At 61.4% G+C, this 25,410-nt stretch carries 17 protein-coding genes; 8 read left to right on the forward strand and 9 right to left on the reverse strand.

The features are described 5' to 3' along the window. Positions 1-6 precede the first annotated feature (6 nt). Positions 7-1,626, reverse strand: coding sequence for an FMN-binding glutamate synthase family protein (locus QMX91_RS04155; RefSeq protein ID WP_027612095.1), 1,620 nt, complete (start codon positions 1,624-1,626; stop codon positions 7-9). 241 nt (positions 1,627-1,867) lie between these two features. Continuing rightward, entirely contained in the window at positions 1,868-2,668 is an 801-nt protein-coding gene (locus QMX91_RS04160; RefSeq protein WP_098965425.1) for a LuxR C-terminal-related transcriptional regulator, read from the reverse strand. A gap of 125 nt (positions 2,669-2,793) precedes the next feature. Here QMX91_RS04160 and QMX91_RS04165 point away from each other — a divergent pair, with 125 nt between their 5' ends. Then, entirely contained in the window at positions 2,794-3,615 is an 822-nt protein-coding gene (locus QMX91_RS04165; protein WP_282412297.1) for a carbon-nitrogen hydrolase family protein, read from the forward strand. A gap of 294 nt (positions 3,616-3,909) precedes the next feature. After that, positions 3,910-5,235: an APC family permease gene (locus tag QMX91_RS04170; protein ID WP_282412298.1), complete on the forward strand. Its 1,326-nt coding sequence runs from the start codon at positions 3,910-3,912 to the stop codon at positions 5,233-5,235. 6 nt (positions 5,236-5,241) lie between these two features. On the opposite strand, the gene QMX91_RS04175 is transcribed toward QMX91_RS04170, so the two are convergent. From QMX91_RS04175 to QMX91_RS04195, 5 genes are read right to left on the reverse strand one after another with little or no spacing between them, the layout of a single operon-like run. Further along, positions 5,242-6,645 carry an ATP-binding protein gene (locus QMX91_RS04175; RefSeq protein WP_282412299.1) on the reverse strand — a complete coding sequence of 468 codons (1,404 nt, stop codon included), beginning with the start codon at positions 6,643-6,645 and terminating at the stop codon, positions 5,242-5,244. Continuing rightward, the gene (locus QMX91_RS04180) at positions 6,642-8,456 is read right to left on the reverse strand and encodes a DAHL domain-containing protein (RefSeq protein ID WP_134787251.1); all 1,815 of its coding nucleotides are present in this window, start codon (positions 8,454-8,456) and stop codon (positions 6,642-6,644) included. The genes QMX91_RS04175 and QMX91_RS04180 overlap by 4 nt, the downstream gene beginning before the upstream one ends. Beyond that, positions 8,453-9,406: a cytochrome c peroxidase gene (locus QMX91_RS04185; protein ID WP_134787250.1), complete on the reverse strand. Its 954-nt coding sequence runs from the start codon at positions 9,404-9,406 to the stop codon at positions 8,453-8,455. The genes QMX91_RS04180 and QMX91_RS04185 overlap by 4 nt, the downstream gene beginning before the upstream one ends. 40 nt (positions 9,407-9,446) lie before the next feature. Beyond that, positions 9,447-11,321: a GGDEF and EAL domain-containing protein gene (locus QMX91_RS04190; RefSeq protein WP_139054259.1), complete on the reverse strand. Its 1,875-nt coding sequence runs from the start codon at positions 11,319-11,321 to the stop codon at positions 9,447-9,449. Then, positions 11,318-13,582 carry an EAL domain-containing protein gene (locus QMX91_RS04195; protein WP_139054260.1) on the reverse strand — a complete coding sequence of 755 codons (2,265 nt, stop codon included), beginning with the start codon at positions 13,580-13,582 and terminating at the stop codon, positions 11,318-11,320. Before QMX91_RS04195 ends, QMX91_RS04190 begins: the two co-directional genes overlap by 4 nt. 241 nt (positions 13,583-13,823) lie before the next feature. Here QMX91_RS04195 and QMX91_RS04200 point away from each other — a divergent pair, with 241 nt between their 5' ends. From QMX91_RS04200 to QMX91_RS04215, 4 genes are all read left to right on the forward strand, one after another. Then, a complete protein-coding gene (locus QMX91_RS04200) occupies positions 13,824-15,185 on the forward strand; it encodes an HD domain-containing phosphohydrolase (protein WP_282412300.1) in 1,362 nt (453 codons plus the stop codon). A 67-nt stretch (positions 15,186-15,252) separates the two neighbouring features. Further along, the gene (locus tag QMX91_RS04205; protein ID WP_282412301.1) at positions 15,253-15,687 is read left to right on the forward strand and encodes an NUDIX domain-containing protein; all 435 of its coding nucleotides are present in this window, start codon (positions 15,253-15,255) and stop codon (positions 15,685-15,687) included. 23 nt (positions 15,688-15,710) lie between these two features. Continuing rightward, positions 15,711-16,349 (forward strand): LysE family translocator, encoded by a 639-nt coding sequence (locus QMX91_RS04210; RefSeq protein WP_134787245.1) that lies wholly within the window; start codon positions 15,711-15,713, stop codon positions 16,347-16,349. Between the two features lie 2 nt (positions 16,350-16,351). Continuing rightward, positions 16,352-16,849, forward strand: coding sequence for a GNAT family N-acetyltransferase (locus QMX91_RS04215; RefSeq protein ID WP_096795595.1), 498 nt, complete (start codon positions 16,352-16,354; stop codon positions 16,847-16,849). A gap of 217 nt (positions 16,850-17,066) precedes the next feature. Here QMX91_RS04215 and metR read toward each other — a convergent pair whose 3' ends face one another. Together metR and QMX91_RS04225 are read right to left on the reverse strand one after the other, a co-directional pair. Beyond that, positions 17,067-17,984 (reverse strand): transcriptional regulator MetR, encoded by a 918-nt coding sequence (gene metR / locus QMX91_RS04220; protein ID WP_282412302.1) that lies wholly within the window; start codon positions 17,982-17,984, stop codon positions 17,067-17,069. Positions 17,985-18,102: 118 nt separating this feature from the next. Continuing rightward, entirely contained in the window at positions 18,103-23,268 is a 5,166-nt protein-coding gene (locus QMX91_RS04225; RefSeq protein WP_282412303.1) for a DUF6543 domain-containing protein, read from the reverse strand. 258 nt (positions 23,269-23,526) lie between these two features. Here QMX91_RS04225 and QMX91_RS04230 point away from each other — a divergent pair, with 258 nt between their 5' ends. Both QMX91_RS04230 and QMX91_RS04235 read left to right on the forward strand, forming a co-directional pair. Beyond that, complete coding sequence (locus QMX91_RS04230; protein ID WP_210558487.1) at positions 23,527-24,561, forward strand: alpha/beta hydrolase; 1,035 nt, start codon at positions 23,527-23,529, stop codon at positions 24,559-24,561. Positions 24,562-24,739: 178 nt separating this feature from the next. Continuing rightward, positions 24,740-25,405 (forward strand): DsbA family oxidoreductase, encoded by a 666-nt coding sequence (locus QMX91_RS04235; protein ID WP_223008033.1) that lies wholly within the window; start codon positions 24,740-24,742, stop codon positions 25,403-25,405. The last annotated feature ends 5 nt before the right edge of the window (positions 25,406-25,410 follow it).

A 25,410-nucleotide genomic window follows, 5' to 3' on the forward strand; every position in this document is an offset into this window, starting at 1 on the left:
CGACGCTCAGGCTGCCGCCACTTCCTGCGGCTCAAAGCTGTCTGCTCGCGCCATCTGCCACATCCGCGAATAGAACTCGCCATTCACCTCACCCGTGAGCAATTCCCCCGGTTTCAGAAACACATGCAACTGCGAAAACAGTTTGATCTCGGTCGCCGACATGCGGCGCACCAGGTGCTTGGCCGACAGTTGCGACGGATGCTCAAGGCCTGCGGCGGCGAGCATTTCTGCCAGCGCCTTGAGCGTGTTGCGGTGGAAGTTGTAGACGCGCTGAGCCTTGTCCGGGACGACGAGGGCGCGTTGGCGCAGAGCGTCCTGGGTGGCGACGCCGGTCGGGCATTTGTTGGTGTGGCAGCTTTGCGACTGGATGCAGCCGATGGCGAACATGAAGCCGCGCGCCGAGTTGGCCCAGTCGGCGCCGATGGCCAGCACGCTGGCGATGTCGAAGGCACTGACGATCTTGCCGCTGGCGCCGAGTTTGATCTTGTCGCGCAGGTTCAGGCCGACCAGGGTGTTGTGCACAAACAGCAGGCCTTCGCGCATCGGCACGCCGATGTGGTCGGTGAATTCGACCGGTGCGGCGCCGGTGCCGCCTTCCTTGCCGTCGACCACGATGAAATCCGGCAGAATCCCGGTTTCCAGCATGGCCTTGGCGATGCCCATGAACTCCCACGGATGCCCGAGGCAGAACTTGAAGCCCACCGGTTTGCCGCCGGACAGTTCGCGCAGTTGCTGGATGAAATGCATCATTTCGATCGGCGTGGAAAACGCGCTGTGGCGTGACGGCGAGATGCAGTCTTCGCCCATCATGATGCCGCGGGTGTCGGCGATTTCCTGGGTGACCTTGTGCTTGGGCAGGATCCCGCCGTGACCGGGTTTGGCGCCTTGGCTCATCTTGATTTCGATCATCCGCACCTGCGGATTCTGCGCCTGGGTGGCAAAGCGCTCCGGGTCGAATCGGCCATCGCTGGTGCGGCAGCCGAAGTAGCCGCTGCCCAGTTCCCAAGTCAGGTCGCCGCCGTGTTCCCGGTGATACGGGCTGATGCTGCCTTCGCCGGTGTCGTGGGCGAAGTTGCCGAGCTTGGCGCCCTGATTCAGCGCGCGGATGGCGTTGGCGCTGAGCGAGCCGAAGCTCATCGCCGAGATGTTGAACACCGAGGCCGAATACGGCTGGGTGCACTGCGGGCCGCCGACGGTGACGCGGAAACCGCTCGGGTCGCTCAACGGCGCCGGGCGCATCGAGTGGCCGATGAATTCGAAGCCCGATTGATACACGTCGATCAGCGTGCCGAAGGGTTTGTCGGCGCTTTCATTTTTCGCCCGCGAGTACACCAGCGAACGCTGGGCGCGGGAGAAGGGCAGGGCGTCGCTGTCGGATTCCAGCAGGTACTGGCGGATCTCCGGGCGGATGCCTTCGACCAGATAGCGGATGTTGCCCAGGATCGGGTAGTTGCGGCGCACCGCGTGCGGGCTCTGCAGCAGGTCGAACAGACCGAGCAGGCTCAGCACGCCGGTGACGGCGGTGATCGGCCACAGCCAGTCGTGTTCGAGAAAGGGCAGGCTGGCGAGGGTGAAAATCACGCAGACGGCAAAGAAGGCGTAGCGGCTCAGGAGTGACAGGCTCATACGGTTTCCTTGGTTCGGACTCAATGGTTTGCAAACCTGTGGCAGCAGGCGGGCCTGTTGAAGAGATTTATTGTGGTGAGGGGGTTCATCCCCGATGGGTGGCGAAGCCGCCCCAAAACCATTCACTGCGGTTTAACTGAAAGACCGCATGCATAGACTTGGGGCTGCTGCGCAGCCCATCGGGGATGAATCCCCTCACCACAGAGAATCTGTCGACACAGGAAAGCATTTCCACGCGTTATCAGGCGTTCTGCGCCTGGAGAAAAATCGAAAACAGCTCCGACTGGGATTTGATCCCCAGCTTGCTGTACATGTGTTTCTTATGGACTTTCACGGTTTCTACGGAGATTTCCAGCTTACGGGCGATTTCTTTACTGGAGCAACCGCTGAGCATCAAACGCCCGACATCCAGCTCCCGGGCGGTTAGTTGCGCACCCTTGAGTTGTTGCACCGAGGCTTCCAGCTGCACGCGCCAGTCGGCCGCAGCTGGCGCGGCAGCGAGGGCCACGGTCTGGTTGATCTCGTACGGCAGGCGCTGACGCAACAGGCCCAGCACCCACGGCTGGATCAAAGACAGCAAAGCGATCTGTTCGCCAGTGAAACGTTTTTCACTGCCCAGCGACAGGCACAACGTGCGCTCGCCTTCGAGTTGACAATTGAACTGGATTTCGTCGGCGACCACATTCAGACGAAAGTATCGCTGGTAATACTCGGTCAGCTCGAAATGCTCCGGCGCCACCTCGGACAGGCGATACAACCCGGTGCGCGACTGCTCGCGGCAGGCGATGTAGAACGGGTCGAGCAGGTACAACCCGCGCAGATAATCCTGAAACAGCGGGTCGGGACTGCCGTCCTCGCCGGGGCATTCGGCGAACACCTGCGGGTGCTGATCGGCACTGAACAGCAGCACCACCCAACTATCGAACGCCACGTACTGGTCGAGCAGACGCACCAGTTGCGCCCAGAAATTCGGCTTGTCCAGCGCGTCGATCAGTTGCCCGACGGCGCGGTGCCAGGTGATGTCATCAAACGAAACGGTCATGGATCTACCCCTATCGGGTTACCCCGGCCGCGTGATTCCCTGGCCGGTTGCTTGCTGCGCATACTGGCCCACAGACAGCCACCGGGCAATCTTTCGGCGCCCGCTGCCCATCACAAGGAATTCTCATGAAAGTCGAACTCGCCCAACTGGCGGGCCGTGACAAAGACACGGCGTACAACCTCGAACGTGCCCTCGCGGCGATTGCCGCATGCGCGGCCGACACGCAATTGATCGTGTTCCCGGAAACCCACCTGATGGGCTTTCCGAGCGCCGACACTGTGGCGCAGATCGCCGAGCCGCTGGATGGCCCGACCGTCCGCGCGGTGCTGGCCGCCGCCCGCGAGCGCAACATCGCTGTGGTGATCGGCATGGCCGAAAACGACAACGGTCGCTTCTACAACACCACCCTGCTGATCACCCCCGAAGGCATCGCGCTCAAATATCGCAAGACCCACCTCTGGGCTTCGGATCGCGGCGTGTTCGAACCCGGCGACCGCTATGCCACTTGCGAGTGGAACGGCGTGCGCGTCGGCCTGCTGATCTGCTACGACATCGAGTTCCCCGAATCCGCCCGCGCATTGGCGCAACTGGGTGCCGAATTGCTGATCGTGACCAACGGCAACATGGACCCGTACGCCCCGACGCACCGTACCGCAATCATGGCCCGCGCCCAGGAAAACCAGGCGTTTGCGCTGATGGTCAACCGCGTCGAGGCCGGGGATGACGGTTTGATGTTTGCCGGCGGCAGTGCGCTGGTGGATCCGTTGGGGGAATTGCTGTTCGAAGCGGGGCGTGAGGAAGGGCAGTTCAGCGTCGAGCTGGATTTCGACCGGTTGGTGATTGCGCGCAAGGATTACCACTACCTGGATGATCAGCGTTTGAAACTGCCGGGGGAGGTGGTGGAGCGGGAGGGTGGGGGCCGGGAGCTTTTGATTCCTGCCTGTTGACCGCTGCCCTCACCCTAACCCTCTCCCGGAGGGAGAGGGGACTGATCGAGGTGTTCTTTTGAAGTACATCGACCTGAAATACCCAGTCGAACTCAGGATCTGAAAATCATGGAGATCTGCTCCCTCTCCCCCTCTCCCCCTTGGGGAGAGGGCTGGGCGGGGGGCGTTCCGATGAGGGGTGGATTTTGACTCTGACGCACCTTTGAGTTTTACCCAAAACAACAAAGCCACACCCGAAACATACGCCGAACTCGGCTCTGCCATAAATCCAATAACATTCGGAGTAAGTCGCCCATGGCTCGTTTGCAACGCACCCTGTCATTAGGGTCGGTGGTGCTGTTCGGCATCGCCTACATGACGCCGATCATTGTCCTCGGCACTTTCGGCATCCTCGCGCAATCCACCGCCGGCATGGTCCCGGCCGCGTATCTGGCGGCACTGGTGGCGATGTTCTTCACCGCCATGAGCTACGGGCGCATGGCCGCCGCGTTCCCGGTCGCCGGTTCCGCCTACAGCTACGTGCGCAAGGCGATCAGCCCCAAGCTCGGCTTCATCGCCGGTTGGGCGGTGCTGCTCGATTATCTGTTCTTGCCGATGGCGATCTGGCTGATCGGCGCGGCGTACCTCGCTTCGGCGTTCCCGTCGATCCCGCAGTGGATCTGGGTACTGGCGTTCATCGGCATCACCAGCGCGATCAACATCATCGGTTTGAAACTGGCCAATGGCATCAACGCCTTGCTGATGCTGGTGCAATTTCTGGTGCTGATCGCCTTCGTCGCGCTGTGCGTGCACTACGTCGGCGGCGATGCGCGCACGCCGTTGTGGTCGATCAAACCGTTCTTCAACGGCGGCATGCAGATGCCGCTGATCATGAGTGGCGCGGCCATCGCCTGTTACTCGTTCCTCGGTTTCGACGCGGTCAGCACGCTGACCGAAGAAACCCGCGACCCACGCCGCACCATTCCACGGGCGATCATGTTGATTACGCTGATTGGCGGGCTGATCTTCGTCGGGGTGTCGTACTTTGTGCAGATCGCCCACCCGTCATTCCAGTTCGACAGCGTCGATTCGGCGGCCTATGAAATTGCGCGCAACATCGGTGGCGATCTGTTCGTCTCGACCTTCCTCATTGGCTTGATCGTCGGCCAGTTCGCCTCGGGGTTGTCGGCCCAGGCCAGCGGTTCGCGTCTGCTGTTTGCCATGGGCCGCGACGGCGTGTTGCCCAAGTCATTTTTCGGCACCTTGCATGCGCGCTTTGGCACACCGGTCAACAGCATCCTGCTGTGTGCAGTGGTGGCGTTGCTGGCGCTGAAACTCGACGTGACCACGTCCACGTCGTTCATCAACTTCGGCGCGTTCCTGGCGTTCAGTCTGGTCAACCTGTCGGTGATCTTTCACTACTGGATCGGCGGCGAGAAAAAGGGCCCGCTTGAGCTGGTGCTGTTTCTGATCTTCCCGTTCATCGGGTTGGTGGCGGACTTGTGGCTGATGGTCAGCCTGGATCACCTGGCGGTGTATCTGGGCCTGAGCTGGCTGGCGATTGGCGTGGTGTATCTGGCGGTGCTCACGGGCGGCTTTCGTCGTCAGCCGCCGGAGATGGATTTTCAAGAAGCGACCTGAGGCACCTCAGGCTGCGGGTCGGCTCTGGCGCATCGGTAACTCGACGCGAAAGGTTGTGCCCACGCCCGGTTCGCTGCGGACTGAAATGTCGCCACCGTGTTTTTTCACGATGCCGTAGGACAGGGACAGGCCCAGCCCGGTGCCCTGACCGACCGGTTTGGTGGTGAAAAACGGATCGAAGATTTTCTGCAGGATGTCCGGCGCGATTCCCGCGCCGGTATCCGCGACTTCCACCCAGGCCGTGTCCTGCTGCTGCCCGGTACGCAAAGTGATGGTGCCGCGCTCGGGCCCCATGGCCTGCGCCGCGTTGACCACCAGGTTCATGATCACCTGATTGATTTGTGAGGGCAGGCACTCGATGTCCGGCAGTGGCTGATATTCCTTGATCACATCGGCCTTGTACTTGAGTTCGCTGGCGACGATGTTCAGCGTCGAGTCGATGCCTTGTTGCAGATTGGCCCACTGCCATTGCTGATGGGTATCGACCCGGGAGAAATCCTTCAGATCCTTGACGATCTGTCCGACCCGGCCAATGCCTTCCTTGGATTCGCGGATCAGCACCGGGATGTCTTCGAGCAGAAAATCCAGATCGGCGTCTTTGCGCAGTTGCTCAAGCCGGGCCACGGATTCGCTGTCCGGCGTGGGGCCAAGCGTCTGCCAGGCATCGAGTACGCTCAACAATTGGTTGAAGTAGCCGTCGAGGGTGCCGAGGTTGGAGGAGATGAAGCCGATCGGGTTATTGATTTCATGGGCCACGCCGGCCGCCATTTGCCCCAGTGACGCAAGCTTTTCCGACTGCACCAACTGACTTTCCAGTTGCTTGCGTTCATCTATTTCGCGCTGCAGTTCTTCGCTGGCCTGCTTGAACTGCGCGGTACGCTGATCCACCAGATGTTCCAGGTGATGCATCTGCAACGAGGCCCGTTCGGTCATCTGCCATTTGGTCAGCAGGGTGTTGGCCATCTGCTGCACTTCGATGTTGTCGAACGGCTTTTTCAGGATCAGCAATCGGTCATGCGCTTGCAGACGTTCGAGCAGTTCATCCCAGGAATAATCCGAGTAGGCGGTACACACCACCACCTGCAACAGCGGGTCTTGCTGCCATAGATGCTCGATGGTTTTTGCGCCGTCCCAGCCGTCGGGCATGCGCATGTCGACGAAGGCCAGCGCGTAAGGGCGTTGTTCCTGCAAGGCCTGCATCAGTTTGCCCAGACCTTCCTCGCCGCCGTAGGCCGAGTCCAGCTCGAACGGCGGACGTTCGGCGCGAATCTGAGCGCCAAACAGTGCTGCTTCCATCTCGTCCAGTTCCACTGACTGTGCTGCCGGTGGCGCGAGGATCTTGCGGAAGTCTTCATGAATCGACGGCATGTCGTCGATCAGCAGAATGCGGCGGTTCACAAGCTCGCTCATGCGTTCTCCGTGACGCTGATCAGGGGGATCTGCAAGGTGAACAGCGCGCCCTTGCCCGGTCCGTCGCTGTGCGCGGTGAGGTGCCCGTTCATCTCGATGGCCGCCAGCGCGCAGCTGTGCAGACCGAAGCCGTGACCTTCCTTGCGGGTGGTGAAACCGTGGGCAAAGATCCGCGTCATGTTTTCCGGCGCGATGCCTTCGCCGTCGTCCCTGACGCTGATTTCGAGGAAGTTGTCATCGACGATCCTTACCGCCAGGGTCATGGTGCGGGGGCGGTTGCTGAGGTCAGACATGGCGTATTTGGCGTTGCTGATGAGGTTGATCAGGATCAGCAGCAAACGGTGTTTGTCGCCCATCACCTGGGGCACCTCGGCGTACTCCTTGACCACCGTGACGTGATGCCGGGTCAGGGCCCCGGCGTTCATGCGCAACGCATCTTCGAGCAGCTCGTTGATAAACAGCGGCTCGGTCATGCTGTTGGCGCCGGCATAGGATTGCTGGGTGGCGACGATGTCCTTGATGTGATCGACGCTTTTGTTCATCTGGTTCAATTCGTCGACCATTTCCTGCTGTTCCTGGGCAATCGCGCCGACCAGCTGGTTGAGATAACCGGGGAGCAATTTGCCCTTGGCGTCTTCGCTGAGAAAGGCGCCGAGGTCGTGCGGGTGCTCGTTGATCAGTTGCATCGCCTTGCCCAGGCCCTGGGTCTTGCTGCTGCGCAGCTTGCGCGCGATCAGATCGCTGGAAATGTTCACGCTGTTGAGCACGTTGCCGACGTTGTGCAGCACGTTGGTGGCGATTTCCGCCATGCCGGCCTGACGTGCAGCGTCGAGCAGCTCGCTCTGGGCGTTCTTGAGTTCCCGGGTGCGCTCCTCGACGCGTTGCTCCAGTGCATCGTTGGCGGTTTGCAGGGCCGTATTGACCCGATTGATCTCGGCGAAACTGCCGATCAGGCGGATGGCCAGCCACACCAGCGACAACATCAGCAGCACCGAGAACAGCAGCAGGTAGAAATGGTATTGGCGGTCGACCTGATCGACACGCTGTTGATCGCGATCGAGCATGGTGGTGATGTTGTCGAGGCGTTCGGCGACGGGAATGTTTTCGATGCTTTCGAGCAACTGATTGACCAGTGGCTGCTCGCGAGCGATCAGGCTGATGTGGTTGCTGAGGATTTTGACCGGGGTTTGAAACGCCTGCGGCAGGCGCTGTGCGTTGACGGTCAGTTTGTTCAGACCCACCTCGATGTCGGCGGCCCGGTCATCGGAGGTGACCTGGGCAAACTCCAGCGCACTGAGCAGCAGGTCGTAGGTATCGGTGGTGATGTTCTCCAACTGGGATTTATCGAAGTCCGACAGGTTGGCCAGTTGTTGCTGAATGTCGTCTTCGGCGGTGGGCAAAAACGCCAGAGAGTTGCGCAGCAAGGCGTTGTGCGATTTGAACTGTTCGACCAGCCGGGTTTTTTCCTGCATCGCTTGCAGGAAACTCTCATAGGCCTCGTTCCACTGCGTCGAATCGTTTCGACCATGCCCCGATTCTATGGCGTCGAAGCGCTCCCAGAGCCGGTTCATCTCGTTCATCGGCGACACCAGCGGATCATAGTTGTGGGTCAGCGCCACCCGCGCCTTGAGGATCTCGTTTTCCCACAGCGAATTCTGCTGTTTGATCTGCCGGATCAGATCCCGCGACTCGGTGTATGTCATGGTCTGGTCGGAGCTGGACTTGAAGTACAGAAACAGCAGGATCGAGGCCAACGCGAGGACGACCAGTGTGAGCAACAACAGACTACGGCGACGGGAAATGTTGATCATGGCTTGCCTTCCCTTTGGCCGGTCAGGGTCTTGAGAAACAGAACGATCTGCATTTTGTCGTCTTCGGTCGGCTTGCGTCCCAACTGATACTGGAACATCACATCCACGGCTCGTTCGAGGGTAGGCGCTGACCCGTCGTGAAAATACGGTGCGGTCAGCGCGACGTTGCGCAGGCTCGGCACTTTGAAAAATTCACGATCCGCTTCGTCTCGAGTGACGTTGAAGCGGCCCTGATCGGCCACGGTCGGGTTGCCGCGATCGGCAATGTAATCACCGAACACGCCAAACTTCTGGAACATGTTGCCGCCGATGTTCACCCCTTGGTGACAGGAGATACAGCCGTACTCCTTGAAGCGCTGATAACCGTATTTTTCGTCCAGCGTGAGGATGTCGGTATTGCCCAGCAGGTACTGATCGAAGCGTGAGTTGGGGGTCAGCAAGGTACGTTCGAAACTGGCCAGCGCCTGCTGGATGTTGGTCTTGGTCACGCCGTCCGGGTAGGTGGCGGCGAAATCGCGGCGGTAATCGGCGTCGTTGGCGATCCGCTCGACGACCGTGCTCCAGTCGCTGCCCATTTCATGGGGGCTGGTGATGACGACATTGCTCTGTTCTTCCAGCGTCTCTACGCGGCCGTCCCAGAACTGGCGGAAATTCAGGCTGGCGTTGAACACGGTCGGTGTGTTGACCGCCACCGGTTTGCCGTCGAACCCCAGCGAGAGCGCCCGGCTGTCGGCACCGTTCTTGTCCAGTTGGTGGCAACTGGCACAGGACAGTGTGTTGTTGATCGACAAGCGTGGCTCGTGGAATAACCGACGTCCCAGTTCCACGCGCCGGGCGTCCTGCTGTGGCACGGCGGGCAACGGTTTGAGCGGCTCGTCCAGCGGGTCGGCACTGGCCCCGGCGCAGAGTCCGCACAGCAGCAGCGTCATGGCGGGACGGAACAGGTTCATCGGCAATCGTCTCCTTGACTCAAGGCCGGTATCGAGGCGTTCATCGCGCCGTCCACGGTGGCGGGGCTGCGCTGGCCAGCCAGTGCGCAAAGTCGTCAGCCGGTAATGCCTTGCTGAAAAAGTAGCCCTGACCTTCTTCGCAGTCGTGGGCCTTGAGGAACGCCAGTTGCTCGGCGGTTTCGATGCCTTCGGCGATGACGTTGAGCCCCAGACTCCTGCCCAGGCTGATGATGGCGCTGACCAGTGCCGCATCGTTGCTGTCGTTGCACAGACCGCGAATGAACGACTGGTCGATCTTCAGCACATCAATCGGAAACCGGCGCAGGTAACTCAGGCTGGAATAGCCGGTGCCGAAGTCATCGATGGCCAAGCGGGTGCCCAGCGCCTTCAAACGATTGAGCGCTACCATCGTTGTTTCGACGTTCTGCATCAGCACACCTTCGGTGATCTCGATCTCCAGCCAGTCAGGGGCCAGGCCTGTCTGCTCAAGCACGCGTTCGACGCCCGCAACGAAGTCACGCTGGCGAAAATCGATGGGTGACATGTTCACCGACATGCGGATCGGCGGCAGACCGGCTGTTTGCCAGGCACGGGTCTGGCGACAGGCTTCGCCCAGTACCCATTTGCTCAAGGGCACGATCAGTCCACTGTCTTCGGCCACCGGAATGAACTCCGCCGGGTAGATCCAGCCGTGTCCCGGTTTCTGCCAGCGTATCAGCGCTTCGGCGCCGACCACGGTGCCGCTGCGCAGGTCGATTTTCGGCTGATAGTGCAGGACAAACTCGTGCTCGTGCAGAGCGCGGCGAATGCCCGACTCGATGCTGTGCTGCTCGCGGGCGTGCTGGTTCATGGCTTCGATGAAGAAGCCAACGCTGTCAGGGCCGTGTTCCTTGACGTTGCGCATCGCCGTCTCGGCTTTCTTGATCAGCTCGGTGGCTTCGAGGCCGTCATCGGGGTAGACGCTGATGCCGACGCTGGCGGTGACGCTGACGTCATGCCCGGCTATCGTCTGCGGCAGGCGAATGGCGGCCAGCAGTTTTTCCGCGACGCCGTGGGTTTGCTGGGGATGGTTGATGTCGCCGAGGATCACCACGAACTCGTCCGAGCCATAGCGAAACACCGAGTCGGAATCACGCACGCATGACAGCAGTTGGCGGGCGGTGCGTTTGAGCATTTCATCGCCCGCCGGATGGCCCAGCGCATTGTTGATGCGCTTGAAGCGATCCAGACCGAGAAACATCACTACCAGTTGCTTGTCATGGCGCCGGCAGGCAGCCATGGCCTGGCTCAGGCGATCACCCAGCAGGGTGCTGTTGGGCAGCTCCGTGAGGCTGTCGTATTGCAACAGATGCGAGACCTTGAGCAATTCGTGAACCCGCGCCTCGATGGTCTGCTCAAGGCTGAGCATCTTCAGCGCCGCGTCCTGCGCCAGTTGCCATTTCCAGGTCAGGGCGTTGGCCATCTGACGGATTTCCAGACTGTCGAACGGCTTTTTCAGGATCAGCAACTGGTCGCCGAATTCCAGCCGTTCGGCCATCGCTTCCCAGCTGTAGTCGCTGTACGCAGTGCACAGGGCAACCTGCAGATTTGGATCGACACGCCATAGCTGCTCGATGGTTTCCAGGCCATCCCAGCCCGGTGGCATGCGCATGTCGATGAACGCCAGAGCATACGGGTTACCGCTGGCCAGCGCGTGTTTGACCAGGGCCAGGGCTTCCTGGCCCTGATAGGCGGAGTCGAGCTGGAAGGTCAGGTGCGGCGATTGGCGGGTACCGAACAGCGTCTGTTCCAACTGATGCAAGTCGACGTCATCCTGCGCCTGCGGGGCCAGAATCTTGCGAAAGTCTTCATGAATCGCTGGCGTGTCATCGATGATCAGGATGCGCCGGTTGGTCTGGGGGAAGGCCGTTTTCATGCCTCATCCTCCTTGGGGGAGGGCGCCGCGCGGGGCACGTCCCGGAGCAGCCGGCCCGCCTGTTCGGCGCTGACCGCTTCGCTGAAATACAGCCCCTGTGCGCTGGGCAGCGGTGCTTCGGCACGGGGTACATCGGGTCGATTCAGGGGTGTCTGGCCTTCGGCGATGATGCCGATGTCCAGATCCCGGGCGAAATTGACGATCGCTCGCAGGGCGTTGGCTCCGGCCACATCCTGGGACGCGCTGGCGATAAAGCTCTGGGCCAGTTTGAGGTGATTGACCCGGTAGGTTTTCAGGTAATCGAACGAGGAATATTCGGTGCCGAAATCATCGATGGCAATCGCCACGCCCAGCTCACGCAGGCGCGGCAATGCATCGTTGTGGGTCCACTTGGTCTGGGCCAGCGTGGCTTCGGTGACATCGAATCGCAGGTCCCAGGGGGCGAGTTCCCAGCGTGCGGTGGTGCGCAGAACGTCATAGATCAGTTCGGGGCCGCTCTTGAGCTGTGCCAGGGAAATCTTGATCGCCATCACCGGCGGGGCGACCCCGTCATTTCGCCACAGGTGCATCTGGTGGCAGGCGTGATTCAGTACCCAGCGTCCGAGCGGAATGATCGCGCCGGTTTTCTCCGCTATCGGTACGAAGGCGGAGGCAGGCAGCAGGCCGAGGCGCGGATGTTGCCAGAGGATTTGCGCCTCCATGCCCAGAATCCTGCCGCTGTGCAGGTCAATCTCCGGTGCGTAATGCAGCAACAGTTGATTGCCCTGAAGGGCGCTGGTCAATTCGTCGACGAGGGTCATGCGTTCGGCCACTTCCCGCGAGATGTCCTCGGAGTGGAAGTGATACTGATTGCGCCCCATTTCCTTGGCGCGGTACAGCGCCATGTCGGCCTGGCCCAGCAGGCTGTCGGCGTCGAGACTGAGCTCGCTGTAACTGCTGATGCCGATGCTCACCGAAATGTGCAACGCATTGCCGGCCAGGTTGTAGGGCGCCAGCAGCGTGTCGCGGATATTGGCCGCCATGGCGGCTGATTGGGTCGGATCGCTGACGTCCAGTTGCAGGATCGCGAATTCATCGCCGCCCAGGCGCGCCACCACGTCGCTTTCGCGCACGCCTGATTTGATGCGGCGGGCGACTTCCTGCAGCAGCAGATCGCCCACCGGGTGGCCCAAGGTGTCGTTGATCCGTTTGAAGTGGTCAAGATCCAGATAAAACACCGCAAACGGCGCGGCCCCCCGACGTGCGGCGGCGAAGGCCTGATGCAGGCGTTCGATCAGCGTGGCGCGATTGGCCAGGCCTGTGAGGCCGTCGGAGCGCGCCAGCAACGCCAGTTTTTCCTCGGCCACGCGGCGCTCGGTGATGTCGAGGATGATGCCTTCGACTTCCAGCAGACGGCCGTCATCATCGCGCACCGGGATGTAGCGGTTTTCCACCCAGCGCCAGGTGCCCTGGCCGGTTCTCAGGCGAAATTCGATCGACGCGCCTGACGCATGCCGATCCAGCACCCGCGCCATGGCGGCATCGACGCTGGCCTGATCGTCCGGGTGAATCAGTTCCTGCGCCCAGTTGGGCGAGCGCAGCAGGTCGGCGGCGACATGGCCGTAGCGGGTGATGTTGTGGGAGATGTACATCAGGGCAAACGACGGATCGCCGCGCAGCCGGTACAGGATGGTCGGGCTGTTCTGCACAATCATGTTGGCGTCGGACAGCTCGCGGGTGCGCGCCTGAACCGCCTGTTCCAGCTGGTTCATTTTCAGCTCGGCGTCTTCGGTCATCTGCCATTTGACCGTGAGCGCGCTGGCCATCTGCCGGATCTCGATCGCATCGAACGGCTTTTTCAGAATCAGCAAGCGGTCATTGAGTGCCAGACGCTGGTCGATGTCTTCCCAGGAATAGTCGGAATACGCCGTGCACAGCGCGACTTGCAGCTTGGGGTCGACTTGCCACAGCCGTTCGATGGTCTCCAGGCCATCCCAGCCTGGCGGCATGCGCATGTCGATGAACGCCATGGCGTAGGGGCGGTTTTCAGCCAGCGCGGCTTCGAGTTTTTCCAGCGCTTCGCGGCCCTGAAAGGCCGAGTCCAGCTCGAAATGCTGGGACGGTGTGGCGGATGGGGTGCCAAACAACAGATTCTCGGTTTCGCCCAGGCCGTCGTCAGCGGGGACGAGCGGGCAGAGAATCTTGGCGAAATCGCCATGGATCGACGGGCTGTCGTCGACGATGAGCACTCGGCGATTGATCTGCGCTGTTGGCTGGTTCATGCCGCGCCGCCCATGAGGCCGCTGGCGGGTGTCATCCGGGGCATCCTTTTCCCTCGCAACTTGTCGGTTCGACCGATGGAGTATTGCGCCGTGTTCAGCATAGTCGTCCCGGCGCGACGCCGTGGCCTGTGAGCGAAGATTTGCGTGAATGCAGTCAAAAATCATCTAGCCTTGGACTCAGGCGCGGGCCAGTGAGGCGGTCGGTCGATGTGTCGTCAACCCTGTTTCTTGAGGCCAAGCCATGGAAGAGCAATCCGCCCCTTTGCCGGTACATCGACCCAAGGTGTTGCTGGTCGATGACGAGGAATCGATCCTCAACAGCCTGCGTCGTCTGCTGCGGGGACAACCCTATGACGTCCTGTTGGCGACCAGCGGTGCCCAGGCGCTGGAGATGCTGGAGCAACAGCCAGTGGACCTGGTGATGAGCGATGCGCGCATGCCGAACATGGATGGCGCCTCGTTACTGGCGCATGTCCGTCAACGCTATCCGGCAACCGTGCGCATCATGCTCACCGGTTATGCCGACCCGTCGGCAATCATCAAGGCGATCAACGATGGGCAGATTCACCGCTACATCAGCAAACCGTGGAATGACGAGGAGTTGCTGCTGATCCTGCGCCAAGCCCTCGAACATCAGCATTCCGAGCAGGAGCGCCTACGTCTGGAGCGCTTGACCCAGGTGCAGAACGACCAGCTCAAGCTGCTCAACAGCACCCTGGAAAAGCACGTCGCGGCGCGTACCGCCGAGTTGCAGCAGACCGCCGACATGCTCGATCTGGCGTACGAAGAACTCAAACACAGCTATGTCACCGGCACCGAAGTGTTCTCGCTGCTGGCCAATCTGCGTCTGCCGCCTGCCAAGCAGACCAATCGGCAGATCATCGAACTGGTGCGCAGCTACTGCAAACAACACGGTCTGGACGAGGCCACCAGCCGCGACCTGACCATGGCCGCTGCGCTGTACAACATCGGCAAACTGAGCTGGACCGACGGCATGATGACCACGCCTTCGGACTTGCTGCGCCATACCGATCGCGAGCGTTATCGCAGCTATCCGAAGCAGAGCGAATCGCTGTTGATGACGCTTGACCCGATGAAGGACGCGGCGCGCCTGATCCTGCATCACCAGGAGCGCTGGGACGGCAGCGGTTTTCCTGACCGGCTCAAGGGCGAGGCGATTCCGTTGGGGGCGCGGTTGCTGAAACTGGCAGTGGATTTCGTCGAGTTGCAACGCGGCCTGATCCTCGAACGGCATTTGAACAGCGACGAAGCGTTGCTCTACCTGCGGCAGTACGCCGGGCGTTTGTATGATCCCGAGCTGGTCGAGGATTTCATTCAGGTGTGCGCGGCATTTCTGGGCGACGTCACCCTCGCCGACCCGTCGGTCAAGGTGCTGACCACCCGGGACCTGGCGGCAGGGATGATTCTGGCGCGTAATCTCAATGCCGATAACGGCATGCTGCTGCTCAACGCCGGCAAGGTGCTCAGCGCGCTGCTGGTGGAAAAGCTGATTGCCTTCGAAGCCATGGAGGGCGGCAAATACAAGATATTCGTCAAGCTGCCCGAGGAGGATGAAACCGCGCTCAAGGCTCAGGGGGAGTGACCTGTGAGGTGACTGAATCAGGCCGGGCATGGGATCCTTGCGGTTTTTCCAGGCCGGTGGCTGACCCATGACCTCTGCATCCGTTGTCGCTCCAAACCTCATCCGTATCTCCGCGGCGCTGTTGCTCAACGCCGAAGGCCAGACCCTGCTGGTGCGCAAGCGCGGCACCACGGCGTTCATGCAACCGGGCGGCAAGATCGAAGCCCATGAGTTGCCGGTGCACGCACTGGCCCGCGAGCTGGAAGAAGAGCTGGGCCTGCAAATCGACCCGGCGCAGGCCTGCTTCCTTGGCCAGTTCTCGGCGCCGGCCGCCAACGAGCCGGGATTCGTCGTGCAAGCGGAGATCTTTCAGCTGACCATCGACGCCGATGTGAAGCCCGCTGCCGAAATCGAGGAAGTGATCTGGATCGATCCCGCCACTGATCCTGCTGTCGTTATGGCGCCATTGACACGCGACCTGATCCTGCCGTTTTATCGCAGCTCACTGACGGCGCTCGCTTGATCATTCACGCAAAGGACATTGCCATGATCCCGCTTCAAGACCTGCTGATCTTCGCCGCCGCCGCGCTGTTGATGGTACTGACGCCGGGGCCGAACATGATCTACCTGATCTCGCGTTCGATCTGTCAGGGACGCAAGGCCGGAGTCACCTCGTTGCTCGGTGTGGTCGCGGGATTTTTCGTGCATATGTTTGCCGCGGCCGCCGGTTTGACCGCGGTGTTTCTGGCGGTGCCGCTGGCTTATGAAGTGCTGAAGTGGGCCGGTGCGCTGTATCTGCTGTGGCTGGCCTGGCAAGCGGTCAAACCCGGTGCGCGCTCGCCGTTCGAAGCGCAGCAACTGCCGGCGGATTCGTCGCGCAAACTGATCACCATGGGCTTTCTCACCAGCGCCCTGAACCCGAAAATCGCCGTGTTCTACCTCTCGGTGTTTCCGCAATTCATCAGCCCTGAACACGGTTCGGTGTTTACCCAGAGCATCATTCTTGGTCTGACCCAGATCAGTGTCAGTTTCAGCGTCAATCTGCTGATCGCGCTGTTCGCGGCGGGCATCGCGTCGTGGTTCGTGCGCAATCCGACATGGCTGGCGCTGCAGCGTTATTTCATGGGTTTTGTACTCGCCGGTCTGGCGGTGCGCCTGATGCTTGAACAACGCAGGACCGCCTGAGCATGTGGATCGAACGCCTCGACGCCAGTCATGCCCTGGCTTATCGCGAGCTGATGCTCGAAGCCTACGACCGCCATCCGCAGGCCTTCACCTCCAGCGTGCGCGAGCGCGCGGTGATGCCGCTGAGCTGGTGGGAAGCGCGGCTGACCAGCAAGCTCGACGTGGTGCTCGGTGCGTTCGAGGAAGGCACACTGGCCGGCATCGTCGGCCTGGCATTCGAGCCGCGAGAAAAGGCCCGCCATAAGTCGACCCTGTTCGGCATGTACGTCTCAGCCGATTTTCGCCAGCACGGCCTGGGCCATGCATTGGTGCAGGCCGCCATCGCCGAAGCACACACCCATCCTGCACTGAAACTCATCCAACTGACCGTCACCGCCGGCAACGACGCCGCGTTCTCCCTGTACCAACGCTGCGGCTTCATCCAGTTCGGCCTTGAGCCGCTGGCGGTGCGGGTCGGCGAAGACTACTTCGACAAGATCCACATGTGGCGACAACTCTGATCGTCCCCCTAAGTGAGAGGTTTTTGTGGCGAGGGGATTTATCCCCGATGGGCGGCGAAGCAGCCCCAAATCCTACAAACGCGGGCTATCTGAAACACCGAGTGCACAGGTCTCAGGGCTGCTGCGCAGCCCATCGGGGATAAATCCCCTCACCACAATGAATCTTTTTGTCTCGCAAATGTTCTCGGTTTACCGTCAGTCATGAGGCACCTTGGTGTCAGCGAACCGCGCTGACCCCATCCAGCGTCGAGAATGATGTGTCCTTGGCGGTCAGCAGGAAATCGCGCATGTACGGCGCATCGAGCATGTCCGCACGAATCGCCGCGTACAGCGTGGCAAACAGACCTTTCTCACCCAGGCGCTTGGCCTTTACGTAGCCGCGTGAGCTGTATTCGTGCAGCGCCCAGTGCGGCATGCCGCAGACGCCACGGCCGCTGGCGACCAGTTGCATCATCATCATCGACAGCTCCGAGGTGCGCACTTGCGCCGGTTCGATGTCGGCCGGTTCGAGGAAGCGGGTGAAGATGTCCAGCCGATCGCGCTCCACCGGATAGGTGATCAGCGTTTCAGTCAGCAGGTCTTCGGGAACGATGTACGGTTTGCTCGCCAGCGGGTGCTGGTTGGCCACCGCGAGCATCGCTTCGTAAGTGAACAGCGGCACGTAAGTGATGCCGGCGATGTCCAGCGGATCGGAGGTCACCACCAGATCCAGATCGCCGCGGGCCAGCGCCGGCAGCGGGGCGAAGGCGAAGCCCGAGGCGAGGTCGAGTTCGACCTCCGGCCAGGCGTCGCGGAATTGGTCGATGGTCGGCATCAGCCACTGGAAACAGCTGTGGCATTCGATCGCCATGTGCAAACGCCCGGCGGTACCCCCGGCCAGACGACTGATGTCGCGTTCGGCAGCGCGCAGCAGCGGCAGAGTCGCGTCAGCCAGTTGCAGCAGGCGCAGGCCGGCGCTGGTGAAACGCACCGGTTTGGTCTTGCGCACGAACAACGGCATGCCCAGGCGTTCCTCCAGTTCCTTGAACTGGTGCGACAGCGCCGATTGGGTCAGGTGCAGACGGTCGGCGGCATCGACCAGGCTGTCAGCCTCGCGCAGGGCGTGCAGGGTTTTCAGATGACGGATTTCAAGCACTGCTGGCCCCATGAAGAAAATTTGTGATCATGACGAAAGCGGTGAGTTTGTCTCATGTTGACGGCGCTGTCGACCGCTCAAGCAGCGGGGCACAGTCAGTGCCCCGCTGTTTTTTGCCTTAGAGATCTGCGAAATGCCGAATGCCCAGCGGTTTGCCGATATCGCCACGCCAGATCGCTTCGACCTGCGCACCGCCGGCGGCCTGGGCCTGCTGCCATTGCATGCCGAGATTGCGTTGTTCCGGCAATTTCAGGTGGGCTTTGACGAAGTCGGCGAACGGCACCTTGTCCGAGGTGTAGTGAAAGTGGGCGAACCACAGCGTGCGCGGTGGGGTGCTGGTGAGGTCGCGCACTTGGTATTCCTGAAGGAAATCCTTGCGTCCGTCAGCGCGTTTGCCCAGTGCCCGCAATGAACCTTCGCGGCGGATATCCACCACTTGCTGTTGCAGCAAATAGTCCAGATAGCCTTCGGTGGGTGTCTTGCTGCGCAGTGACTGATCAATGCGCAGGGTACGACCGGTACGTCGCAGCTCACCGGCCTTGGCGTGCAATTGCACCACCAGTGGTTCGGTCGGCGATAACCGTTCGATGGCCTGGGCGCGGATGCTCAGCTCGGTCGCTTCGCTGCTGAACATGTGTTCCAGATCCACCGGCAACATGTCCTGACGGGTGTAGCCCTGCACCTTGGCGCTGTAGGCCGCAACCGCCTCCAGACGTTTTCGCGCTTCCGCGAGCAATGGTTGAACATCGGTCGGCAGCGGTGTTGTGGCAGATGCGGGGCGGGCTTGCAGATGATATTTGCCGCTGGAGCGCGGCAGCCAGGTTTCGCGGAAACCGTCGATGCCTTCGACGGTAAAGCGTTTTTCCCGGGTGCCGGGGTCAATGCTTTCGGTACCGATCAGCAACTGGTTGTCCTCGGTTTCGAACAGTTGCCTGCCGCCCGGCTCTCGCGGTTTGATCGGCGGGCGCTGTTTGATCGAGTGCCGCGCGTGTGCTTCGACCTTGGTCAGGCCATCGAGGAATGGCCCGACCTGTTCCAGATCCAGATGCTGCGCATAACCCAGCGTCCAGGCGTTGAGCTGACGACGGAAACCGGCATAGATCTGCAGGCAATCCTCGATCACCTGTTTGCGCTCGACCAGGCTGGCGCTGACTTCTGGCAGGTGATGCTGGGTCAGCAGTGCGCGCCCGACCTTGACCCGGGCGTCTTTGAGCTGGGTATGAAAATACACCCAGGACAGGTCGCTGACCGCATCGTAGCGAGTAATGATTTCCAGCAGATGTGCAGTTCTCAGGTAGTGGTGCGTGTTGTCGCCCAGGTTGCGATTGAGCGCGGTCATGTCTTTCGCCATCTGGGTTTTCTGCGCGCGATTGCTGATGCGGTTGTTCCACAGGTTGGCCTGCTCGGTGATTGCGTGCAGTTGATCGAACTCCTTGAGGAAATCCTTGCGTACCTGCTTGCGCCGGGCCATGAGTTTTATATGGGCCGCTGTATTGCCGAAAGGGGTGGCATCGGATTCGGCGACCAGTGCGTCGATCCGGTTCAGGTGTTCCAGCAAGCGGTCGCGGGCGACGGTGACGCGCTGCACGGCGCGGTCGACCACGATCCAGGCACAGCGGCTGCGGATGTCTTCGATCTGCAGACGCTTGCGGCCATGGCTCAGGGGCAACAGTTCGGCAAGGTTGTCGTATTGGGCGATCGCGAGGTCGATGTCATTCAGGCATGCTGCGTCGACTGCTGTGTGTAGTGGCTTGCGCTGGGCAACGTCGAGTTTCTGATAGTTCTCCAGCAACTGGTTGGTAGCGCGTGTCTGGGTTTCAAGGCGCCGGGTATAGGCGTCGGCGGTGTTGGTCAGGGTCAATTGCCGGCGCAGTTGCCGATCGGTCCACCAGCGCGGCAACCACTGGCGAATTGGCGCGGGCCAGAGCGGGTCCATGCCGTCGGCCAGATGTCCGAGCACGGCGCCACCGCCTGCACCGCCACCGTCCATAACGGTGCCGTACACCGCGTAGTGGGTGTTCCACTGGCCGCTTTCGTCGAGGGCGATCGGTTGTTTGTAGCTGCGCATCCATGTGCCGTAAAGCCTCCAACCACGTGGCGCATCGCTGAGCTGAACCCGATAGATGCGGCCCTGACGAACGATGAAGTCACCATCGGCGTGGCGGTAGACGTTGCGATAGACACCGTGGGTGGCCGGTTGCAGGCCGGCGAGGGAGATGTCGAATTCGTACTCGTAACCCTTGAAACGCTCGAGCGACTGCCTGGCCCATTGCCAGGATGTCGGCATCGCGGCGGATCTGCCCAATGCCGCGCGTTGCCGCTGGCGGCTGGCCAGACGTGCGGCTGCGGGGGCCGAGACGGTTCCGGGGAGCACATCCATTGCCGCGTCGATCAGCGACAGCAGCACCGCCTCCACCTCCGCCAGCCCATGCCCGAGTTCGCCGCGCAAGAACGCCGCGACGGCCAGATTGGCGCTGTTCCAGGCGTCATATAGGGCCACCGCCGTGCCCACGAACGGCAACATGCCGATGGCCATTTTCAGATAGTTGAACAACGCCCCGGACTTCAGTGCACAGCGTTCGAGATACAACGCATCGTTGGAACGTGAACTGCTGCGATGGGCCTCCAGCAACCGGCCCATGTGCACGTTCAGTAAATGAGTGGCCAGCGATGTGGTCGCCGGCCAGGCCATCCCGACGCCGATCAGCGCATCGAAATTGCGCAGCTGTGCCTGGTTGATCCGGCTGACATGGCTGGCAAACTCGCCGCTCACCGCGCGTCCGGCCAGGTAGCTGACCATTTTGCTGTCCACACAACGCTTGAACAGATCCACCCGCGCCTGTTCCAGTGTGTCGTACTGACGCAGGAAGATGGCGTCGGTGCTGTCGGGCAAGTAGAGCAGGGTCAGGCCACTGGTTTGCTCGACAATGAACGTGACACCCGCGAGCGTGCTCGGCCCCTGATGCGCGGTGTCCTCTCCACCGACCGTCAGGTGCACCGGCAGCAGCGCGATGCGTTGTCCATTAACGGCATACGCCTGAGGTGTAGTCGCATCGATGGCGACCTTCAGCACGGCATGGCCGGCACTGTCGATGTGCCGTTGCAGCAGCGCGAACTCACCTTGCAACTGGAGCATCAGCCGCCACGGTTCGCTCAGGCATTCACGGCGCCAGGCCTGCTGAAACGCCGGTTCTCCCGGCGCGCCGAAAAATGCCTGGCGAATCAGTTCTTCGTAACGTCCGGGCAGATCCAGCTCCGTTACCAGTTTGCGCAAATAGACCGGGGTGATCCCGGCTTCGAGGCGCTGTCGATCAGTGGCGATCTCGGCGCTGATCCTGACCCGCATGAAGGACAGGCGCCACTCCATGTCCTGATCGATGTTTTCCTGTGCCAGTTGTTCAAGGGTGAGGTCGCCGCGCTGGTCGCTCGCGGTCAGAATATTGCGTTGCGGTGTGCCAGGCGCGGCGCCTTCCATCACGGTCTTTTGCCAGAAAGTCGAGTCGGGCAGATCGAGGCTCACGCTCACGCTTTGTTTGAGCGCGAAGTCTGCGCGCAAGCGGGCGTCGATGCGCTGTTCGGCGAAGGCCTGACGCGGCGGCAATTCCCGTTCGAGCAACGCATGGGCGCGTTGCATGGCGCCGAGGTACTGGCTGATCAGCGTTTTGATCCGTGCACGTGGCGCTTCTTCCAGCTTTTCAAACCATGCCGGCAGGTTGCCGGCCAGCGCTGCGCTGCGGTCTTGCGCCTGACGTTCGGCAAATGCCTGTTCGCGGGCCTGTGCGACCGCTACGGTCAGGCGTGGCAGGTGTTGTTCGCGCAGCTTTTCCATCTCGGCCCGGCGTTCGTCGGCACGGCCGGGCAGCGGGTTGTCCCGCAGGATCTGCGCGGCCTGTTGTTCGCATTGATAGAGCTGTCGATCAAGGGACCAGGCCAGAGGGTCCCCCGTGAGCGGCGTCAGGTGCAGGGTCAGCCCGCCGTCGTTCGGCGAATGTTTGAACAGATCCTGTGCCAGCGCTGTACGTGAAGTAAAACGTTGCAGCCCGCCGAACTCGCCCGGCCAGTAAAGCAGCAGGCTGTCGCTCGAGTCAGGCTCCAGTGCGGCGGTCGTCGCTATGATCAGTACGCCATGCAGCTCCTCGACGGCGGTCATGTTCTGATCTGCCGCCGCCATCGATAGGCGGGCGATAACCCCGTCCGCTGTCGGCAGATGGCGCCCCGGTGCGTCCAGCATCGCGATGATTCGCCGATGCTCCTCGACGGTCAGATGATCCAGCGCCCTTTGCAGTTCGACCTCGGCGCGCAGCCCTGCGATACGGGCCTGAAGCAGGGCGTGGTGATGGGCATTCGTGGCATGACGCAGCTCGAGCATTTTCAGCGGATCGCGACTCTCAAGCAGTGCTGAAGCGGCAGCGTGGCTGGCTTGCCGGGCTTCACTCAGTGCGTCGAAATGCTGCGCCAGTTGTTGGCGTTGCGGGTTGTTCAGCTCTGCTGCAGCGGCTTCGCCGAGCAAGCGCTCGAGGGCCCGCTGCTCAACATCAAGCGCCCGACTGCGCTGGTTGAAGGGAATGTCCGGACTCAGCAGACCGAACAGCGCGACGTCATCGGAGGCAGGCAACGCGTCGATCGCAAGTTCGGACGGTGCGCCGATCAACTCGTGGAAGTCACTCGTCGACGCTGAACCCGTGAACAGCATTTGCAGGTTGAGGCGCAGCGGATCCTGACCGAGCACCGGCTCGACCAGTGTCACCGCCTCCAGCCGTGAGTATTGCCCGCTCTGTCGGCAATGACTGATCAGCCAGTCCTGCAGATCGGCGTGTTGCCGGAACAGCTGCAGTGCCGGGTCGTGCGAGGGCAGATACAGTAAATGTCGCGTCGGGTCGAGACGAATCAGCAGCGCACCGGGCAACGTGACCTGGCTGTCATCGCGGCGTGCGAGTCGTGGCTGGCGGATGGCAACGTCGCTGTGTGTGGTCTGCTGGTCAACGCTTGTCAGCAGCCTCTGCAGGGGCGCGGCCTGCAGCGTTTCTTGTGCATGGGCATTCAGGCAGCTCGCCTCGAAGTGCTGGCGATAGATAAGCAGCGCCTGATCCCGACGCGAAAACGGCGTGCCGGTTGCGCGCTGATCCCAATCGTCGCGCGCGGCTTGCGCCATCAATGCCCGCCACTGCCGATGACAATCGCGCAAACACGCGCTGGACTGCTGGTGGAGGTTCTGATCGAGATTTTTCGGCAACGAATGGGGCAGGCCGAAATCGACCGTGGCGGGGGTGGGGAGGTCGAACATGATGAAAGGATTCCAATGGCTTGAAAGACCGGGCTGAGCCGGATTTCAAGCCATTAGAGGTCAGACGTCGGAGGCGGGTGTGGTACTGGGGTATCGCTTTGCGCTGGTCTGTTTTGCAGAGTGTGTCCGCCTGCTCAACGGCCTGCACAAATGACCGCTCGGCAATCTTCATCAAACTGTCACGCAACTGTGGCAGCGCGCTTGAACAAACTTCATCAGACTCGCGCTCTACTGGGGTTCTGCGTTTCGGTGTTTTTCATGAGCAAGGGATTTTTTTCGCTCGCGGCCGTTTTGGTCGCGTTTTTATTCGGTACGTCAGCGTTCGCGGCGGCGCGTTGCGATGTGAATGTGCCGACCGCGCATGTCGATCTGCAACAAGTGAGCATTGCCTACCAGAGCATCGGCCGTGCCTCGGATCCGGCGCTGTTGCTGGTCATGGGCCTGGGTGGTCAGTTGATCCACTGGCCGGACGAAGTGGTGGTTGCGCTGTGTCAGCAAGGCTTTCGGGTGATCCGGTACGACAACCGCGATGTCGGCCTGTCGACCTGGCGTCAGGCCCCGGCCGACGCCAACCTGACCTTTGAAGTGCTGCGCTACAAACTCGGCTTGCCGGTGTCGGCGCCCTATTCGCTGACGGACATGGCCGACGATGCGCTGGGCTTGATGGACGCGTTGCACATCGACCAGTTTCACGTATTGGGCGCGAGCATGGGCGGGATGATCGCCCAGCATCTGGCGGCGATGGCACCGCAGCGGGTAGAGAGTCTGACGCTGATCATGACCAGTTCCGGCGCCGAAGGTTTGCCGGCGCCCAGTGCGGCGCTGGTGCAACTGCTGGCGCGGCGTGGCGCACCGAATCGCGAAGTGGCGCTGGAGCAGCAGGCCGATCTGCTGGCGGCGCTTGGCAGCCCCGCGGTGACCGATGACCGGCAAGCGTTGTTGCATCAGGCGGCGATTGCTTATGACCGGGCGTTCAACCCTGAAGGTGTGAAACGGCAGATCATGGCGATACTTGCCGAGCCGAGCCGGGTGGCCTTGCTCAATCAACTGCGGGTGCCGACGCTGGTGGTGCACGGCACGGCCGATCCGCTGTTGCCGGTGATGCACGGCGTGCATCTGGCGGCGCACATTCGTGGCAGTCAGTTGAAGCTGATTCCGGGGCTGGCTCATCGCTTTCAGGAGGCGTTCAAGGCGCCCTTGCTGGCGGCGGTGTTGCCGTATTTGCAAGAGCACCGTGAAGATACCTCGCACTGGGCGCAGATTGAGCCGGTGGCAAGCGGCAACCTGCTGTAGCTGAGGTTTTGGCGGTGTTGACTCGGGCCTCTTCGCGAGCAAGCCCGCTCCCACAAGGGGAACCGTATTCCGAATGTGGGAGGGGGCTTGCTCGCGAAGGGGCCATCACTGTCATCGCAAGAGCAGGCAGGTGTATCGTGCAAACTTTCCCGCACGATTTCCGCCCGCGAGGTATGTGATGAGTTCCGCTTTGAAAATCGATTTTGTCAGCGACGTTTCCTGCCCGTGGTGCGTCGTCGGCCTGAATGGCCTGCTGCAGGCGCTGGAGATTCTGCGCGATGAAGTGCAGGCCGAGATTCATTTCCAGCCGTTCGAACTGAACCCGAAGATGGGCCCGGACGGGCAGAACATCACCGAACACATCAGCGAAAAATACGGCTCGACTCCGGAGCAGTCACAGAAGAACCGCGAGGCGATTCGTGCCCGTGGCGCCGAGGTCGGATTTGCCTTTCGCACCGATGGCAACAGCCGCATCTACAACACCTTCGATGCTCATCGTCTGTTGCATTGGGCCGGGCTTGAGGGGGGGCAGTTGCCGTTGAAGCAGGCGCTGTTCAAAGCCTATTTCACCGATGGCGGTAATCCGTCCGATCACGCGCAACTGGCGCAGATTGCTGAAAGCGTGGGCCTGGATCGGCAGCGTGCGCAAGCGATTCTGGCCTCCGACGAGTTTGCCGATGAGGTGCGTGCAGAAGAGCAACTGTGGCTGCAACGCGGCGTGAGTTCGGTGCCGACCGTGGTGTTCAACGGTCAGTACGCGGTCACGGGCGGGCAACCGGTGGACACCTTTGTCGGGGCGATTCGGCAGATCATCAGTGAAGCCCGCGGCGGCACCGTCAACTGACCTTG

The sequence above is a fragment of the Pseudomonas sp. PS01299 genome (assembly GCF_029960145.1).
GTDB lineage: Bacteria > Pseudomonadota > Gammaproteobacteria > Pseudomonadales > Pseudomonadaceae > Aquipseudomonas > Aquipseudomonas putida_A.

Excerpts from the sequence above, each read along its gene's own strand:
- QMX91_RS04230 (WP_210558487.1), top strand. The coding sequence starts at position 23,527 with ATGAGCAAGGGATTTTTTTCGCTCGCGGCCGTTTTGGTCGCGTTTTTA.
- QMX91_RS04185 (WP_134787250.1), bottom strand. The coding sequence starts at position 9,406 with ATGAACCTGTTCCGTCCCGCCATGACGCTGCTGCTGTGCGGACTCTGC.
- QMX91_RS04195 (WP_139054260.1), bottom strand. The coding sequence starts at position 13,582 with ATGAACCAGCCAACAGCGCAGATCAATCGCCGAGTGCTCATCGTCGAC.
- QMX91_RS04175 (WP_282412299.1), bottom strand. The coding sequence starts at position 6,645 with ATGAGCGAGCTTGTGAACCGCCGCATTCTGCTGATCGACGACATGCCG.
- QMX91_RS04180 (WP_134787251.1), bottom strand. The coding sequence starts at position 8,456 with ATGATCAACATTTCCCGTCGCCGTAGTCTGTTGTTGCTCACACTGGTC.
- QMX91_RS04205 (WP_282412301.1), top strand. The coding sequence starts at position 15,253 with ATGACCTCTGCATCCGTTGTCGCTCCAAACCTCATCCGTATCTCCGCG.
- QMX91_RS04155 (WP_027612095.1), bottom strand. The coding sequence starts at position 1,626 with ATGAGCCTGTCACTCCTGAGCCGCTACGCCTTCTTTGCCGTCTGCGTG.
- QMX91_RS04170 (WP_282412298.1), top strand. The coding sequence starts at position 3,910 with ATGGCTCGTTTGCAACGCACCCTGTCATTAGGGTCGGTGGTGCTGTTC.
- QMX91_RS04210 (WP_134787245.1), top strand. The coding sequence starts at position 15,711 with ATGATCCCGCTTCAAGACCTGCTGATCTTCGCCGCCGCCGCGCTGTTG.
- QMX91_RS04235 (WP_223008033.1), top strand. The coding sequence starts at position 24,740 with ATGAGTTCCGCTTTGAAAATCGATTTTGTCAGCGACGTTTCCTGCCCG.
- QMX91_RS04225 (WP_282412303.1), bottom strand. The coding sequence starts at position 23,268 with ATGTTCGACCTCCCCACCCCCGCCACGGTCGATTTCGGCCTGCCCCAT.
- QMX91_RS04215 (WP_096795595.1), top strand. The coding sequence starts at position 16,352 with ATGTGGATCGAACGCCTCGACGCCAGTCATGCCCTGGCTTATCGCGAG.
- QMX91_RS04160 (WP_098965425.1), bottom strand. The coding sequence starts at position 2,668 with ATGACCGTTTCGTTTGATGACATCACCTGGCACCGCGCCGTCGGGCAA.
- QMX91_RS04200 (WP_282412300.1), top strand. The coding sequence starts at position 13,824 with ATGGAAGAGCAATCCGCCCCTTTGCCGGTACATCGACCCAAGGTGTTG.
- QMX91_RS04190 (WP_139054259.1), bottom strand. The coding sequence starts at position 11,321 with ATGAAAACGGCCTTCCCCCAGACCAACCGGCGCATCCTGATCATCGAT.
- QMX91_RS04165 (WP_282412297.1), top strand. The coding sequence starts at position 2,794 with ATGAAAGTCGAACTCGCCCAACTGGCGGGCCGTGACAAAGACACGGCG.